Genomic DNA, 15026 nt, shown 5'->3' with positions numbered 1-15026 from the left:
GGGTCAGTCCTCGGACGCCGAGGTGCGGCGCGGGGTGACCGGCCAGTCGTCGGGGTAGAGGTGGGCGAGTTCCTCGTGCTGCTTGCTGAGCAGCCGGCGGGCCCGGGTGGACAGCCGGTCGCCGAACACGGTGCCGCCCAGATGGTCGGTTTCGTGCTGCAGGCAGCGGGCCAGCAGGCCGGTGCCCTCGATCCGGACGGGGTTGCCGTCGGCGTCCTGACCGGTGCAGACCGCGGTATCCGGACGGGCCAGCACCTGATAGGCGCCCGGGTAGGACAGGCAGCCCTCCTCGGCGGACTCCAGCGTCCGGCCTCGGGCATCGGGAACCGTCACCTCCGGGTTGCAGACCACGCCACGATGAATGACGTCATCGGCATCGGGGCATTCGAAGACGAAGATGGCCAGGTCGATGCCGACCTGGGTGGCGGCCAGACCGACGCCGTGCGCGGCCCGCATGGTGGCGAACATGTCCCTGGTCAGGTCGCGCAACTCGTCGTCGAACGCCTCGACCGGCCGGGTTTGGTTGTGCATCACCGGGGTGCCCCATCGGGTGATCGGAAGCACCGTGCCGCCACTGGTCAGATCGTCGCTCATAGCCGCCCTTCTCTCGGCCGACACGGTACTAGGAAGTGCGGACTCTCGTTGCTCACTGCTCGGCGGGACCTCTCATCAGCGGTTCGAGATCCCGGCGTCCGCCGGGATGACGAGTTTGCGGTGGCCACAGCTTTCGAGGCGCTCGACGAGCGTCGGAAGTAGGGTGCGACCCATGCGCATCGTGGTCTCGGGGACGCATGGCAGCGGCAAGTCAACCTTGATCTCCGACTTCGCCGGACGGCACCCGGACTTCACGGTGCTGCCCGACCCGTACGAGCTGATCGACGACGCCCTCGACGAGCCGGACGCCGGCACCTACTTCACCCAGCTGCAGTTGGCGGCCGAGCGGCTCTTGGAGTTGTCGCCGCAGGTCGACGTGATCGCCGAGCGCGGTCCGCTGGACCTCCTGGCCTACCTCGACGCCCTCAACACGCTCGGCCGACCCACCCGGTCGGGGAGTCTGTTCCGGCGCGGACTGGCCCGGGTCGCCGACGCGGCAGATCGTGTCGACCTGCTCATCCTGCTGCCGCTCTATCCGGGCAGCGGCATCGAGGTGCCCGCCGAGGAGGACCGGGAACTCCGAGCTGCGATGGATGCGGCCCTGCTGGAACTCGTCGACGACCCCGACCTGGTGGCGGACGCCGAGGTGGTCGAGATCACCGGCTCACCGGCGGAGCGTCTGGAGCGACTCGACGCGGCGGTGGCTGCCGTCCGGGCACGGCGGTCGTAGGCTCGCCCGCATGGGCGCGGACCTGATCGAGGCGTGGGTGCGCCACCTGGGCGCCGAACGCAATATGTCGGCCAACACGGTGCGTGCCTATGCCGGCGACCTGGCCCACCTGGTCGACTATCTGGACCGCACCGGGTCGGGCGAACTGGGCGACGTCGATCTGCGAACGCTGCGTCGGTGGCTTGCCGGCATGCACGCCGCAGGTGCGGAACGAGCCACTATGCAACGCCGAGCGGCCGCCGCCCGGGTGTTCTTCGCCTGGGCGCATTCCACCGGACGCCTGGCCGCCGACCCGGCCACCGGGTTGCGCTCGCCGCGGGTGGACCGGCGGCTGCCCGCCACCGTCGAGGTCGATCAGGCCCGGCAGATGCTGGAGGCGTTGGCCGACCGAGCGGGCGCCGAAACCGACCCGGTGCTGCGTGCCCGTGCCCTGCGGGACGTGGCGATCGTCGAGGTGCTGTATGCCGGCGGTGTCCGGGTGGGGGAGTTGTGCGGCCTGGACGCCGCGTCGGTCGACGCCGAGCGTCAGGTGCTGCGAGTGCGCGGCAAGGGCGACAAGGACCGCACCGTCCCGGTCGGCGACCCGGCGCTGCGGGCACTGGAGGCGTGGCGTTCGGTGCGCGACCTGATCGCCGCCCCGCAAGCAGGTGAGGCGTTGTTCGTCGGTGACCGCGGCGCCCGGATCGATCCCCGGGTGGTGCGACGCCTGGTGCACCGCGCGCTGGCCAGCGTGCCGGATGCCCCCGACCTGGGGCCACACGGCCTGCGCCACGCGATGGCCACCCATCTGTTGGAGGGTGGCGCCGACCTGCGCAGCGTGCAGGAGATCCTCGGTCACGCCTCGCTGGCCACCACGCAGATCTACACCCATGTCAGTGCGGAGCGGCTGCGGACCGCGTATCAGCAAGCGCACCCTCGGGCTTAGCAGTCCCAGCGATAGCCGGCACTCACAGCAGCCGGGCCGGGTCGACGAGGCGTCCGTTGATCTTGGTGGTCAGGTGCAGATGGCAGCCGGTCGACCAGCCGGTGCTGCCGACCAGGCCGACCGCCTGGCCACGCTTCACCTTCTGCCCCTTGCGGACCTGGTAGCGCTTCAGCGCATGCAGGTAGTGGGTGGTGAGCCCGCCGGCATGTGCGATGACCAGGCGATGCCCGCCCGAGGAGTCGTAGCTGACCGACTGCACCACGCCGTCCGCCGCCGCCCGGATCGGAGTGCCGCAGGAGGCATGCAGGTCGACCCCGGCGTGCAGCCGCCATTCGTGGAAGATCGGGTGGAAGCGGCGTCCGAAGGGCGAGCTGATCCGGCCGCCGACCGGGTTCAGCAGCACCCCCGACCCAGGCGGCTCGATCCCCCCGGACGGCGCCGCCGCCCGCTCAGCAGCGAGCCTGCGGGCCAACGCGACCGCCGATTCGGGCAGCAGCCGCACCTCGGAGTCGCCGAGCGGATCTAGGTACTCCGCACCGCGTTTCAACCCGAAATGCAGGCATCCCGCCGGGCAGTGGCCCGCCTCCAGCAGCCCGATCACGTCGCCGGCCTGCACCTGGTCACCCACCCGCACGGTGGCCTTGACCGGCTCGTAGCTCGTCCGTAGCTCGCCGTGCACGACGGTGACCACTCCGCGTCCGGCAATCACCTGGGCGACGCTCACCCGCCCGGGGGCCGCGACGCGCACCTCGCTGCCCACCGACGCGCCCAGGTCGACCCCGCGATGCCCGGCCAGCCAGTTCGGCTCAGGAGGGTCGTAGCCGCGCACCACCGGCCCCGGCACCGGCCGCACCGAGCCGAACGCCCACCCTGCCGAGGCTCCGGCGACCAGCGCCAGCCAGCACACAACCAGTACCGCGCCCACCCGGACGACCGTGCGACCCATCCGAACCACCTCCGCTCCTCATTACCGGCCCAAGAGCTGCAAAGTGTTCACAATCGCGCCGGTGCAACGACGCCCGCTGCCGGTGACGGGCGGTCGGTCCATCGGGGCCGGGGAGGCATCGGCGGCGAAGGCCCCCGCTGATAGCGTCATGCCGTGACCGGATCGGGAGCAGGTGGAGGTCGTCAGGCCGTGGTGGCCGTCCGATGGTGCTGAGCCTGCGAACGGTCCCGATCCAGGCGCGACGGGTGGCTTTCGCGGCGAGCCTCGCCTTCTATCTGGACGCGGCCACCGTGATCTGTGTAGCCATCTCGCTGCCGGTATGGCGCGACGAGTACGCGCTGACAGCATGGGACGTGGGCCTGTTGGGCTCCGGACTGTCGTTCGCGATCGCCGCCGGCGCGGTGGCCGGAGGGCGATTGGGCGACGCGATCGGACGGGGGAAGGTGTTCACCGGGGACCTGGTCATCTTCGTCCTGGGAGCGAGCCTGATCGCCCTCGCGGCTAGCCCGGGGATGCTGCTGACCGGGGTGATGATCTCCGGCCTGGCAGCCGGGGCCGACATACCGACCGCGCTGGCTGTGATCGGCGACGTTGCGCCGGAGGGCACCCAGGGCCGGCTGGTCGCACTGACCCAGGTGATGTGGATCGCTGCGATCCTGCTCACCTACGCTCTGGGCTTCCTGGTTTCGCGGTTCGGCTTTCCGGGCATCCGGACGCTCAGCTGGTACCTCCTGGTGGTGGCACTGGCGACACTGGCCATGCGGCTCAGCGTGGGTCGTCCGGCAGTGCATGAGCGGACGGCTACATCCATCACGAGGGCCTCATGGAGCCGGCTCGGCAGACCTGCGGTGCTCTGGCCCCTGCTGGCAACGGGTGCGTTCTACCTGTTCTGGAGTATCGCCTCGGCCACCCTGGGTGGCTTCGGCACGTACTTCTTGGTGACGGTGACGGAACTCACTTTGACCGAGGCGACCGGATTGGTCCTGATCACCTTCCCGCCCGCGCTCGTCATGTCGCTGATATTTGTCCGGCTCGCTGATTCGCCGTGGCGGGACAGGTTGTTCGTGGTGGCGATGATCGTTCAGGTGGCCGCCTTCATCGTCGGCGCGGTCTCGGGTGGGGCGGCCGCCGGCGGAATGATCTGCCTGGTTGCGCTCTACGGCCTGTCGAATGTCTTCGCAGGGGAGGCCATCTACAAAGTGTGGAGCCAGCTTCTGCTGCCTGCCGACGTGCGGGCCACGGGCGTCGGGCTGACCTACGCCGTGGCCCGCGCCGTTGCCGCCAGCGTGATGCTGCTGGTGCCCACGATCATCGAGACCCGTGCCGGCGCCCTGCTGTGGCTGCTCGCGGGCTGCGTCGCGGTGTCCGGCCTCGTCGGGCTCGTGATCACTCGCCGCCGCGAATGGAGTGGCTTGTTGCGACCCGGGGGTTGAGCCGACCAGGTTCGGCCCGAGTCCTGTGACGTCCCCGGTGCGGAAACGGAGTGGTCAGTTGAGCCGATAGGTGGTGTCGGTTGGTGGTCACCGACTTCTAGAATGACGGCGGGCGCACCCCGATCACCCGGCAATTCTCACGACGCGACCCGCAACGGCCGTGGCCGGATCGAGGCTATTGCCCGACGGCGGCCGGCGCCGGCGCGGTCACCGGGAGGGAGTTCGTGTGCGCCTTTGGAGTGCCAGGCAGACCTCCGCCCTCGAAGCGGCTCTCGAGCTTGCGCGGCAGGGCCGGCAGAGCGCATTGATCATCGAGGGAGACGCCGGCGTCGGGAAGACCGCACTGCTCAACGAGCTTGTCAGCCGAGCCGATGATTTCGCGGTGGTCTCGGCTGAAGGCACGGAGATCGGCGCCACGCCCTACGCCACTCTCATCCAGTGGGGGGTCGAGGCCGCCGACGGTGAGACCGGGGCACCGATCATCACGATGCCGACGAGGTCGCTGGAGCGCCGGATAGCTGGACTGAGCAAGACGGGCCCCGTACTGCTGCGTCTGGACGACCTGCACTGGGCGGATCCCGAATCGGTGGAGACCCTGGTCCGGCTGCTGCTCCGCCGTCAACCGGAGACCGGGGTGCTGGTGGCCGTCGGTACCCGGGGACTGCAGGCGGGTCAACACGAGACTTGGCAGCGGTGGGCGGCGGGTGCGGACCGCAGCACCCGACTGAATCTGACCGGCCTCTCGCGGGCGGACGCCGTCGAGTTGGTACGGCACCACCACCCCGACCTCGGTGTCGAAGCCGCGCATCGCCTCTGGCAGCACACCCTGGGAAATCCGCTGTACCTCACCGCCGTCCTCGACGAGTATGACGCAGAGCAACTGGCGCACATGCGCACGCCCCCTGCGCCGGCCGAGTTCACCCATGTCATCAACGCCCGGGTGGCTCGACTGACGGCGGATGCCGTGACCGTCCTGCGATCGGCTGCGGTGCTGGGCTCGGGCAGACTGTCCTTCCTCGATCTGACCGCGGTCGCCTTGGTGCCCGATCCGCGGTGCGCGACTCAGGAGTTGATCGATGCGGCACTGATCAGGCCAGACATCGACGACGGGCCGGTCGCCGTGCGGTTCGGCCATGCCATGATCCGGGCGGCGGTCTACTATCAGACCCCCTTGCCGGAGCGTCGACTGCTGCATGCCCGAGCCGCCGAGATCGTACGGACCGAGATGGCGATGCTGGAGCACCGGATGGCCGCCAGCAACTCCTACGACGACGATCTGGCCGACGCGATGGAGGACTTCGCCCGTCGGCAATACGATGAGCGCTACTTCCGGGTGGCCGCGATTCACCGACAATGGGCGAGCGAACTGACCCGTGACCCGGCGTTGCGGGAGCGCCGGTGGCTGGAGTCTCTTTTCGACCACGCCATGGCGGGCAATACCGCCTTCATTCGCGGCCAGCTCCACGACCTGCAGCGCAGCCCCGACGAGGTGATGCGCACGCTCGTACTCGGCACGCTGGCGGTCTGGGAGCGTCGCCGAGCGGAGGCGATCCGCTGGCTGAGTGTCCTGGTCGAGCGACCGGACGGTGTCGATACGCTCACCCGATACCGCGCCGGGATCCTTCTGGCCTGGGCCCGGTGCGGCGTGGACGACCCCGTCGAGACCATCGCCTCGGGGCTCGAGCGGGCTCGCCAACTGGGCGTGGTGGATGCCCGGCTGAAGAGCATCGAGATGGCCGCGTCGGGATCCATCGATCTTCGGGTGGGTGGCGGGTCGGAACAACTCGCCGCCCTTCGGCGTCTTCCGTCACCCTCTCAAGTGGCCCTCGAAGACACCGACCGACTCGCTTGGCGAGGCGAGGTGATGGCACGAAAAGGGCTGTTCAGCGAGGCGCTGGCTGATCTGACGGAGTCGGTGCGCCGCATCCAGGACGGTGTGACCGAGTTCGGCGCGGGCGCCTTCCACGCACTGCTGGGCTATGCCCAGTGGATGACGGGCGACTGGCCGAAGGCGCGGGCGAATTTCACTCTGGCCGCCGATCTCGCAGGCCCGCGCGGACACCCGGCGATCCAGGCGCTCAGTCCGCTCAGTGCTATCGGCGACGGCCGAGTGGCGGTCGCGGACGAAGGGCTGGCCCTCGCGGAGGCAACGCTGAGCCACGATCGCTGGTTCGAACCGAGGCAGGCGCTGATGATCACCACCGTGGTGCGCGCCCATGCATACGCCACACCGGACGAGCGCAGTCGGCTGTTGCGCAGACTCAGCGGTGGACTCGCCGATCCTCGGGCGTTGACCCTTGCCGAGCCGGTCCCGTGCCTGCACGCGGCACTCGCCGCCGTCTGGGCTGGCGACATCGAGTACGCCGACGACCTTGCCGAGCGCCTCGCCACGGCTGACCCGCAGCCGCCCTGGACGACTGCCGCCGCGGGATGGATCCGTGGCCTGGTGGCCGAGCGGCTCAGGCAGCCGGGCCTGGCGACCCGCCTGCTCGCGGCTGCGGTTCTCTCCGGACTCGACGAGCTACCGCTCTACCGGGCGCATCTGCTGGTCGACCATGCGCGCGCGGCACGCCGTACCGGTCAGGCCGAGCAGGCCGCCCACTCGCGCGCCGCGGCCTCATCGCTCTATCGCGAGTTGGGAGCGACTCCCTACCTCGATCGCCTCAGCGCACCGGCGCGACAGCCGACGGCGCCCGTCCCGTCGGCGGAGCGCTCCGTCCCCTTCACCAGCCGTGAGCGCGAGGTCCTCGCGCTGGTGCTCGCTGGAATGAGCTATGCCCAGATCGCCGAAGCGCTGGTGATCACGGAACGCACGGTCGGGTACCACCTGTCCAACATCTACGGCAAGGCCGGAGTCAACTCACGGCACGAACTGACCGCACTGGCCCGGTCGCAACCCCGCCGCCTCGGGCTCGACGCTGCCTTGCCGGACTCCAGTGCGGCGACGCCCCAGGAGTCCCCAGGGGACTGACCCCTGATCACCAGGTTCAACAGGTTCGAGTGGTCACCCAAACCCTGGTAGTTCCGCCCAGGGTGGGCACGTCCCGGTGTGCGTACAACTGACCTCAACGGCGCAGTCACCCCTCGCGTACCGAGGGTGTCATGCACACCAGCCGTTCCGGTCCGCCGCCAGAGGAGCGCCACGTGTCCCTGTTCAACCCCGCCCGCTCGTCGGCTCGGCCCCTGACTCCTGCGGTTCCGGTGGACCGGATCGTCGCGCAGGCGCGGACCCTGGATGAACGGCTGGCCGCGGCCAGGTCGCCGTGGTTGAGCGGTTCGTCCGAGTCGGACGAGCTCGATGTCGAGCGCCGGCTGCACGAGTGGCGGCATGCGGCCGCTGCCGGCGAAGACGACCAGTTCGCCAAGCGGCTCGCCTGGGACGGCCTCACCCTGGGGCAGGCGCGCGCCGCGCTGGACGATCGGCTGCTGCCGTCGACCGGACATCGGCCAGCCTGGGCGGACATCCTGCAGGATGCCCTCGACGATCGAGATGTCACCGTCCGGCAGACCGGTGCGTCCGGCTCGATGCCCTTCGAGGAGGTGCTCGAGCCATTCGTCCGGGTCGCCGGCAGGCGTGTGATGGCGGGTGCGGGGACGGCTTGGAAGCGGTTGTCTGAGTCCGCGCGGGGGGCCCTCGCCGAGGGCTTGTCGAACACCCTGTGCAGCTACGCCGCGCAGACCCTGCAACTGGAGTTCACGGTGTGGCGCAGCACCCGTCAGTCCGGTCTTGACCGCCTCGCGTCCAATCTCAGCGGCCGAACCGACCGCCGGCTGTACACCGCTTTCACCACCGCCCTGCGTGAAGGTGGCTTGGCCGACCTCCTGGCCGAGTACGCGGTGCTGGCCCGACTGCTCAGCGTTGTCACTGAGCTGTGGATCGAAGCCACCCTCGAGTTCGTGGGTCGTCTGGATGCGGATTGGCCAACGCTGCAGGAGGTCTTCGGTTCGCACGAACCACTCGGCCGGGTGATCGACCTGCGCCCGTCGCTGTCCGACCCGCACCGCGGCCGCCGGTCGGTGATCGCACTCACCTTCGCCTCCGGCGCCCGGGTGGTCTACAAGCCGAAGGACCTCGGCGTCGATGCCGCCTACGACCGACTGCTTGCCTGGCTCGCGGCCCGCGGCGCGCCGATCGAGTTCGGACGGCCGGCCCTGCTGGTCCGCGACGGGTACGGCTGGGTTGAGTTCGTCGCGCATTCGCCACACCAGGATTCCGCCGAGACCCACCGCTACTACCGCAACTCGGGCGGTGTGCTCTGCGTGCTGCACCTGCTGGGCGCCACCGACTGCCACTTCGAGAACATCATCGCCGCTGGTGAATACCCCGTCCCGGTCGACCTGGAGACGCTGCTGCACCACCACACCGCAGAGCGGCGACGAAGCGGTACCGAGGCTGAGTGGAAAGCCGAGGACGACCTTGCCCGGTCGGTGCTGGCCACCTCGATGCTGCCGGTATGGCAGATCGGTGACAACGGAGCGAGCGTGTACGACGTCAGTGGACTCGGCGGCCTCACCGAGCAGGAGACGCAGTTCCAAAGCGCGGTCTGGAGCCAGGTCAACACCGACCAGATGACCATGCGATTCGAGCGGGCAGTTTTCCACCCATCGAGCAACCTGCCGGTGCTCAGCGGTCCCGCCGCGGGGCCGGCCGAGCACCGGCAGGCGATCCTCGAGGGATTCAGCGCGATGTACCGCTTCCTGATCAGCCAACGACAGGGGCTTCGCGAGGCGGACGGCCCGCTGACCGGTTTCGGCGCCGCGCCGGTACGCGTCCTGCTGCGCAACACCAGTCTCTACGGGCGGCTGCACCAGCAACTCATGCAGCCGCGGTACCTGCGCGACGGTCGCGACCGTGGCATCTACCTGGAACGGCTCTGCCGGTTGTTCATGGACCGCCCCGAACGACCCACGATGTGGCCCGCGGTAGCCGCTGAGCGGACGGCGATGGAGCGGCCGGACATTCCCTACCTGGCCGCTCGCCCCGACAGCGACGGCCTGCAGTTGGAGACCGGCGTCACCATCGCGGGATGCTTCCGGGAACCCAGCCTGCAAACGCTGCTGGACACGGTCGACGCGCTCAGTGACGACACCTTGGACAGGCAACTGGCCTTCATCGAGGGCTCGCTCTACGCCCACATCGCCCGCGACCCCGCCGCCGTCCCCGCCACCACGGCCTGGGGTGATCCAGGGGTGGGCGACGCGCTGCCCCGCACCACCGAGCAACTGCGGAACCGCGCACTCGCCCTGGTCGACGAACTGGCGGCAGCGGCGGTCCGCGGCGAGGACGGCAGCGCCGTCTGGATAGCTCCGCAGTATCTGGTCAAGGTGGGCCGGTACCAGTTCCAGTCCACCGGACACGATCTCTACGGTGGCGGCGCCGGAGTCGGGCTGGCACTGGCCGCCGCCGCCCAGGTCAGCAGCGACCGGGCCATCGCGGAACTGGCGCTGGCGGCGCTGCGACCGCTCCGCGAGGCGCTGATCGAGGAGCCGGCGAGAACCGCGGCCCAACTCGGTCCGGGAGCGGCCGCAGGACTCGGGGGAGCGATCTACGCGCTGACCCGCTCCGCCGAGTTGATCGGCGACGATCGCCTGATCGTCGATGCCGCACGGGCCGTTCGCCTGGTCACGCCGGCACTGATCGACGGCGACGCCGCCCTGGACGTGGTCTCCGGGTCCGCGGGAGCGATTCTCGGACTGCTCGCCTACGCCGAGTCCGCAGGAGCAACGCCCGCATCCACCGATGACGCCGTCGGCAGGGCGGTCGACTGTGGGCAGCGGCTGCTCGCCGGCCTGCGGACGACACCGTCCGGACAGCTGTCTTGGGCAGCTGATGGGAGGAGGTTCCTGACCGGTTTCTCGCACGGCGCCGCGGGGATCGCCTATGCGCTGGGCCGGCTGGCGGAGCGCGCCGGAGAGGAGCGCTTCGCGGCTGCAGCGGCCGACGCGATCCGCTACGAGGACACCCTCTTCGACCAAGCCGCCGGGAACTGGCGCGACCTGCGTGCCGAGGCCGTCGGTGGGCCCGGCCATGCGACCCGCTGGTGCCACGGTGCGCCAGGAATCGTGTTGGCCCGGATCGGCTCCTCCCGGCAGCCGCTGGGCGACGGTGTGGAACGCGACCCACGGGTCGCCCGAGGCCTGGAGACCACCGCAGGCTTCGGCCTGGAGCGGGTCGACCACCTGTGTTGCGGCAACCTGGGCCGGGTAGAGGTACTGCTCCATGCCGGACGGCGATTGGGCCGCGACGATCTGGTCGACCAGGCGCGGACCCAGGCGGCCGCGGTCCTGAACCGGGCCGATGCGACCGACCCAACCGGCAGCAGCGGCTTCCTGCTCCATCCTCTTGCCGCCCGGGTGTACACCCCCGGGCTCTTCCAGGGCACCGCCGGGCTGATCTACACGCTGCTGCGGCTGGCCTACCCGGACCGTCTCCGATCGGTCCTGCTATGGGAATGATCGGCGCGGCTGCCGGTCGCACTCAGGTCTCCAGCCGGCCGTCCCCACCCCCACGACTCCCGCAGATTGCACCAGCGGGCCGGACCACGACCGTGGCCGAAACCCAACAACCTCCCGAAAGGGGACCATCATGACCGACGTCGACCAGGCTCTCACCTCCCGCAAGGAGTTCGAAGCCAACCTGGTGTCCCGCGCCCTCAAGGACGACACCTTCCGCCAGCAGTTGCTGGACGATCCGCGCAACGTCCTGCAGCAGGAGCTTGGCGCGACCCTGCCCGCGGACGTCGAGGTGAAAGTTGTCGAAGAGGCGCCGAACACCGTCTATCTGGTGCTTCCGCCGAAGGAGGCCGGCTCGACCGAACTGAGCGACGCCGACCTCGAGCCGGTCGCCGGCGGAACGGGCGTGCTCACGCTGAGCTGTTCCTTCTTCTCCTGCACCTGCTGACTCCTCGAAACGCACACCACCACACACCCAGAAAGGCATTCCCATGAGTGACACAGTTCACGAGGGCGTCAGCGCCCGGAAGACGCTCGAGGCCACGCTGATCGCGAAGGCGATGAAGGACGACGGCTACCGGGCTCGGCTGCTCGACGATCCCCGCGCCGCTCTGGCCGAGGCCGTCGGCGGCGACCTGCCCGGCGAGATCACCGTCGAGGTGCTGGAGGAGACCCCCACCAGCATCTACGTCGTGCTGCCGGCCCAGCAGAGCGGGTCGCGCGAACTGAGCGACGAAGAGCTGCAGCCTGTCGCCGGCGGTTTCCTGATGACCGGCCACACGGATTTCCTGATCTGCTGCAAGTGAGCCGAACGGTTGGGGTGAGGGCGCTGACCTCGCCCCAACCACAAGGAGGGTAAGCCATGACTCGGCGACTGTTCGAGCACCATCCCCGGCTCGGGTACCGCTACATTCCCGGACTCCGGGCGCGCGTCCGGCATGAGGGCGGAGGCTACCTGCTTGCCGCGAACACCGACGGATTCCGGTCCGCAGAACTCGCAGCCGACCCCACGCCGGGGGAGCGTCGGGTCTTCGTCTTCGGTGACTCCTTCACCGCCGGCGACGGGGTCTCCGACGGCCGGCGGTTCACCGATCAGTTGCAACGGCGGCTCGCGCAGACCACCGTGCACAACTTCGGGCTTCCGGGCACCGGCACTGACCAGCACTATCTGGCCTACCGCGAGTTCGGCGGCCCACACCGGCACCAGCTGCTGGTGATCGCCGTGCTGGTCGAGAACATCCGCCGCGTCGCAGCGCCGTACCGCGGCTTCCTCAGCCGCGGCCGGCTGGCCTTCTATCCCAAGCCCTACTTCACCCTGTCCGACGACTCGGGCCGGCTGGCCCTGCACAACGTTCCCGTCCCCAAGGCCGCCCTCGATGCAGAGGAACTCCGAACGGCCATCGATGGTTCGCAGTTGCGCGAACTGACCCGGGGCTTCAGCCGCAGCCGGCCGGTGCCCGAATACGACGACCCCGATGGTTATGGCTGGCGCCTGCTTCGAGCGGTTCTACTCGCCTGGATCGCCGACGCCCGCGCCGCCAACCCCCACACTCCCATCCTGCTCGTCCCGCTGCCCCTGTTCACTCACGTCGAGGGCGATGCCGACCCTGGCAACTATCAGCGGCGGTTCTCCGAGCTGGCCATCGCGACGGGCGTCGCAGTCCACGACCCGCTCCCGGACCTTCGCCGTCACCCGCCCGCCGAGCGGCGTGCCTTCCGGTTCGCGAAGGACATCCATCCGACACCGGCGGGGCACCGTGCCCTGGCCGATTCGTTGACCCCGGCGGTGGCCCGCATGCTCGACGACCCGCCGGTCGCGGCAGGGGGTCTCCGATGAACGCGCCCTACGTGCTGGGCATCTCCGGCCTGTATCACGACTCGGCGGCCGCGCTGGTCCACGGCGGCCACGTCATCGCCGCCGCCCACGAGGAGCGATTCTCGCGTCACAAGCATGACGCCGGGTTCCCGGCCGAGGCGATCAACTACTGCCTGGAAGAGGCATTCATCGAGGCTGACGACCTCGCTGCAGTCGTCTTCTACGACTCGCCACTGCTCACTTTGGACCGGGTGGTCCGCAGCAGTGCCGTGCTCGGCGAGGCCGGCGCCTCCCGCTTCGACGAGGCCGCGCGGGCATTGCTGGGCAGCAAGATCTGGATCGAGGACGCCGTGCGGCGGGAACTGGGCTCCCTGGGAGCCGAGGGGCGACTGTTGATCACCGATCACCACGCCGCCCATGCGGCCTCGGCCTTCTATCCCTCGCCCTTCGAGGAGGCGGCCGTCCTCACCATCGATGGAGTGGGGGAGTGGGAGACCACCACGATCGGAGTCGGCAGCGGACGGACGCTGGAGCTGATCGAATCCATTCGCTATCCGCACTCCCTGGGGCTGCTCTACAGCGCCTTCACCAGCTACTGCGGATTCCGGGTCAACTCCGGTGAGTACAAGCTGATGGGGCTGGCGCCCTACGGCACACCTCGCTACCGGCGCCTCATCGAGGACAGCCTGATCGATCTGCGGCCGGACGGCTCGTTCCGGCTGGACACCCGATACTTCGGCTACCTGGCCGGCTCGACGATGACCAACGCGGCCTTCCATGACCTCTTCGGCGGTGCGCCGAGGGTTCCGGAAACGGCCATCACCCAGCGCGACGCCGACCTGGCCGCGTCGATCCAGGCGGTGGCGGAAGAGGCGCTGATCCGGATGGCTCGGCATACCCGGCAACTGACCGGGCGTCGTCACTTGACCCTCGCCGGCGGCGTCGCGCTGAACTGCGTCGCCAACGGGTTGCTGCACCGTGCGCGGATCTTCGATCGGATCTGGGTGCAGCCGGCCGCCGGGGACGCAGGAGGCGCGCTCGGCGCGGCCCTGCTTGTCGCCCACGACCGGTTGGGCAGTCCGAGGCCTGGTGAGAATTGCGGACGCGACCGCCAGCGGGGCAGCCTCCTGGGCCCCGCCTTCACCTCTGCCGAGGTGCGCGCCTTCCTCGATCTGCACGACTATCCCTACCGGCAGCTGCCGCTCGCGGAGCTGAACTCCGAGGTTGCCCAGGCGCTGGCGGGCGGATCCGTGGTCGGCCGGCTTCGCGGCCGAATGGAGTTCGGTCCGCGGTCGTTGGGCGCACGAAGCATCCTCGGGAACCCGTGCCGAGTCGACACCCAAGTGGTGATGAACACCAAGATCAAGTTCCGGGAGTCCTTCCGGCCGTTCGCCCCGGCCATCCTGGCCGAGGACTGCCACCGATACTTCGAGCTGGACGTCGAGAGCCCGTACATGTTGCTGGTCGCGGACGTCCTGGCCGAGCGGCGGCGCGCGGTGCCGCCTGCCGGCGGCGATCAGGACCTCTACGCGATGGCGGCCCGGCCCCGCTCAGATGTCCCCGCGGTCACCCACGTGGATTTCAGTGCCCGTGTACAGACCGTGTCGCGCGCGGACGACCCCGACTTCCACGACCTGATCGCCAAATTCGGCGAACTCACCGGGCACCCGGTGGTGGTGAACACCTCCTTCAATGTTCGCGGCGAACCGCCCGTCTGCACCCCCGAGGACGCCTATGGGTGCTTCATGCGCACCGATATCGATCTCCTGGTGCTCGAGGACTGCCTGTTGCGCAAGGACCAGCAACCGGAATGGACGGAGGAGGTGCCTGATGTCGCACTGGATTGACGACGCGCTCACCGCGACCGCGACCCGCCGATTGTTCGCCGCGGTGCTTGCCGCCAGGGACCGACTCGAATCCGATGGCGCGCTGCCGCCGACCGGCCCGGACCCTGGGGCGAGGAGCTACTGGGAGCCGCGCCCCGCGGTCGGCAGCGGCGGCCACGCTCGACCGCTGTTCGAGACCCAGCCGGCCGACGCTGCCGGCGACCGGCTGGGCGAGGCGCTCCGCGACCTCTGGTCCGAGGGATCGCCGGCCCACCCTGACGGCCTGTCCGAGTTGACGGCGCT

12 protein-coding genes are annotated in these 15026 nt (G+C 69.7%); 10 read left to right on the top strand and 2 right to left on the bottom strand.

All coding sequences use genetic code 11. The features are described 5' to 3' along the window. Window positions 1–3: 3 nt before the first annotated feature. A complete protein-coding gene (def, locus tag Q0066_RS04130) occupies window positions 4–594 on the bottom strand; it encodes a peptide deformylase (RefSeq protein ID WP_298130331.1) in 591 nt (196 codons plus the stop codon). 172 nt (window positions 595–766) lie between these two features. Between def and Q0066_RS04125 the strand changes: the two genes are divergently transcribed. Together Q0066_RS04125 and Q0066_RS04120 are read left to right on the top strand one after the other, a co-directional pair. After that, the gene (locus Q0066_RS04125; protein ID WP_298130329.1) at window positions 767–1324 is read left to right on the top strand and encodes an AAA family ATPase; all 558 of its coding nucleotides are present in this window, start codon (window positions 767–769) and stop codon (window positions 1322–1324) included. A gap of 10 nt (window positions 1325–1334) precedes the next feature. Then, window positions 1335–2249: a tyrosine recombinase XerC gene (locus tag Q0066_RS04120; protein ID WP_298130327.1), complete on the top strand. Its 915-nt coding sequence runs from the start codon at window positions 1335–1337 to the stop codon at window positions 2247–2249. A gap of 22 nt (window positions 2250–2271) precedes the next feature. Here the strand turns inward: Q0066_RS04120 and Q0066_RS04115 are convergent, their stop codons facing one another. Then, window positions 2272–3195: a peptidoglycan DD-metalloendopeptidase family protein gene (locus Q0066_RS04115; protein ID WP_298130325.1), complete on the bottom strand. Its 924-nt coding sequence runs from the start codon at window positions 3193–3195 to the stop codon at window positions 2272–2274. A 245-nt stretch (window positions 3196–3440) separates the two neighbouring features. On the opposite strand from Q0066_RS04115, the gene Q0066_RS04110 reads away from it, so the two are divergent. From Q0066_RS04110 to Q0066_RS04075, 8 genes are all read left to right on the top strand, one after another. Then, window positions 3441–4628, top strand: coding sequence for an MFS transporter (locus Q0066_RS04110; RefSeq protein ID WP_298130323.1), 1188 nt, complete (start codon window positions 3441–3443; stop codon window positions 4626–4628). Between the two features lie 226 nt (window positions 4629–4854). Further along, complete coding sequence (locus tag Q0066_RS04105; protein ID WP_298130321.1) at window positions 4855–7599, top strand: LuxR family transcriptional regulator; 2745 nt, start codon at window positions 4855–4857, stop codon at window positions 7597–7599. Between the two features lie 173 nt (window positions 7600–7772). Continuing rightward, window positions 7773–11084 (top strand): type 2 lanthipeptide synthetase LanM family protein, encoded by a 3312-nt coding sequence (locus tag Q0066_RS04100; RefSeq protein WP_298130319.1) that lies wholly within the window; start codon window positions 7773–7775, stop codon window positions 11082–11084. A 130-nt stretch (window positions 11085–11214) separates the two neighbouring features. Beyond that, entirely contained in the window at window positions 11215–11529 is a 315-nt protein-coding gene (locus Q0066_RS04095; protein WP_298130317.1) for an NHLP leader peptide family RiPP precursor, read from the top strand. Window positions 11530–11572: 43 nt separating this feature from the next. Then, window positions 11573–11887, top strand: coding sequence for an NHLP leader peptide family RiPP precursor (locus tag Q0066_RS04090; protein ID WP_298130315.1), 315 nt, complete (start codon window positions 11573–11575; stop codon window positions 11885–11887). A gap of 56 nt (window positions 11888–11943) precedes the next feature. Next, window positions 11944–12918, top strand: a complete 975-nt coding sequence (locus tag Q0066_RS04085) for an SGNH/GDSL hydrolase family protein (protein WP_298130313.1) — start codon at window positions 11944–11946, stop codon at window positions 12916–12918. Further along, on the top strand, window positions 12915–14744 hold the full coding sequence (locus Q0066_RS04080; RefSeq protein WP_298130311.1) for a carbamoyltransferase N-terminal domain-containing protein: 1830 nt from the start codon (window positions 12915–12917) through the stop codon (window positions 14742–14744). The genes Q0066_RS04085 and Q0066_RS04080 overlap by 4 nt, the downstream gene beginning before the upstream one ends. Beyond that, window positions 14728–15026, top strand: a 299-nt coding sequence (locus tag Q0066_RS04075; protein WP_298130309.1) for a hypothetical protein, incomplete at its 3' end; no start/stop codon positions are given. The genes Q0066_RS04080 and Q0066_RS04075, both read left to right, overlap by 17 nt.

The sequence above is a fragment of the Micropruina sp. genome (assembly GCF_027492755.1).
Classification (GTDB): domain Bacteria; phylum Actinomycetota; class Actinomycetes; order Propionibacteriales; family Propionibacteriaceae; genus Micropruina.
This window is presented reverse-complemented; position numbering and strand designations above follow the sequence as displayed.

What these genes read in the sequence shown, in the direction of transcription:
- Q0066_RS04125 (WP_298130329.1), top strand. Translation starts at nt 767, where the DNA reads ATGCGCATCGTGGTCTCGGGGACGCATGGCAGCGGCAAGTCAACCTTG.
- Q0066_RS04115 (WP_298130325.1), bottom strand. Translation starts at nt 3,195, where the DNA reads ATGGGTCGCACGGTCGTCCGGGTGGGCGCGGTACTGGTTGTGTGCTGG.
- def (WP_298130331.1), bottom strand. Translation starts at nt 594, where the DNA reads ATGAGCGACGATCTGACCAGTGGCGGCACGGTGCTTCCGATCACCCGA.
- Q0066_RS04095 (WP_298130317.1), top strand. Translation starts at nt 11,215, where the DNA reads ATGACCGACGTCGACCAGGCTCTCACCTCCCGCAAGGAGTTCGAAGCC.
- Q0066_RS04080 (WP_298130311.1), top strand. Translation starts at nt 12,915, where the DNA reads ATGAACGCGCCCTACGTGCTGGGCATCTCCGGCCTGTATCACGACTCG.
- Q0066_RS04090 (WP_298130315.1), top strand. Translation starts at nt 11,573, where the DNA reads ATGAGTGACACAGTTCACGAGGGCGTCAGCGCCCGGAAGACGCTCGAG.
- Q0066_RS04085 (WP_298130313.1), top strand. Translation starts at nt 11,944, where the DNA reads ATGACTCGGCGACTGTTCGAGCACCATCCCCGGCTCGGGTACCGCTAC.
- Q0066_RS04120 (WP_298130327.1), top strand. Translation starts at nt 1,335, where the DNA reads ATGGGCGCGGACCTGATCGAGGCGTGGGTGCGCCACCTGGGCGCCGAA.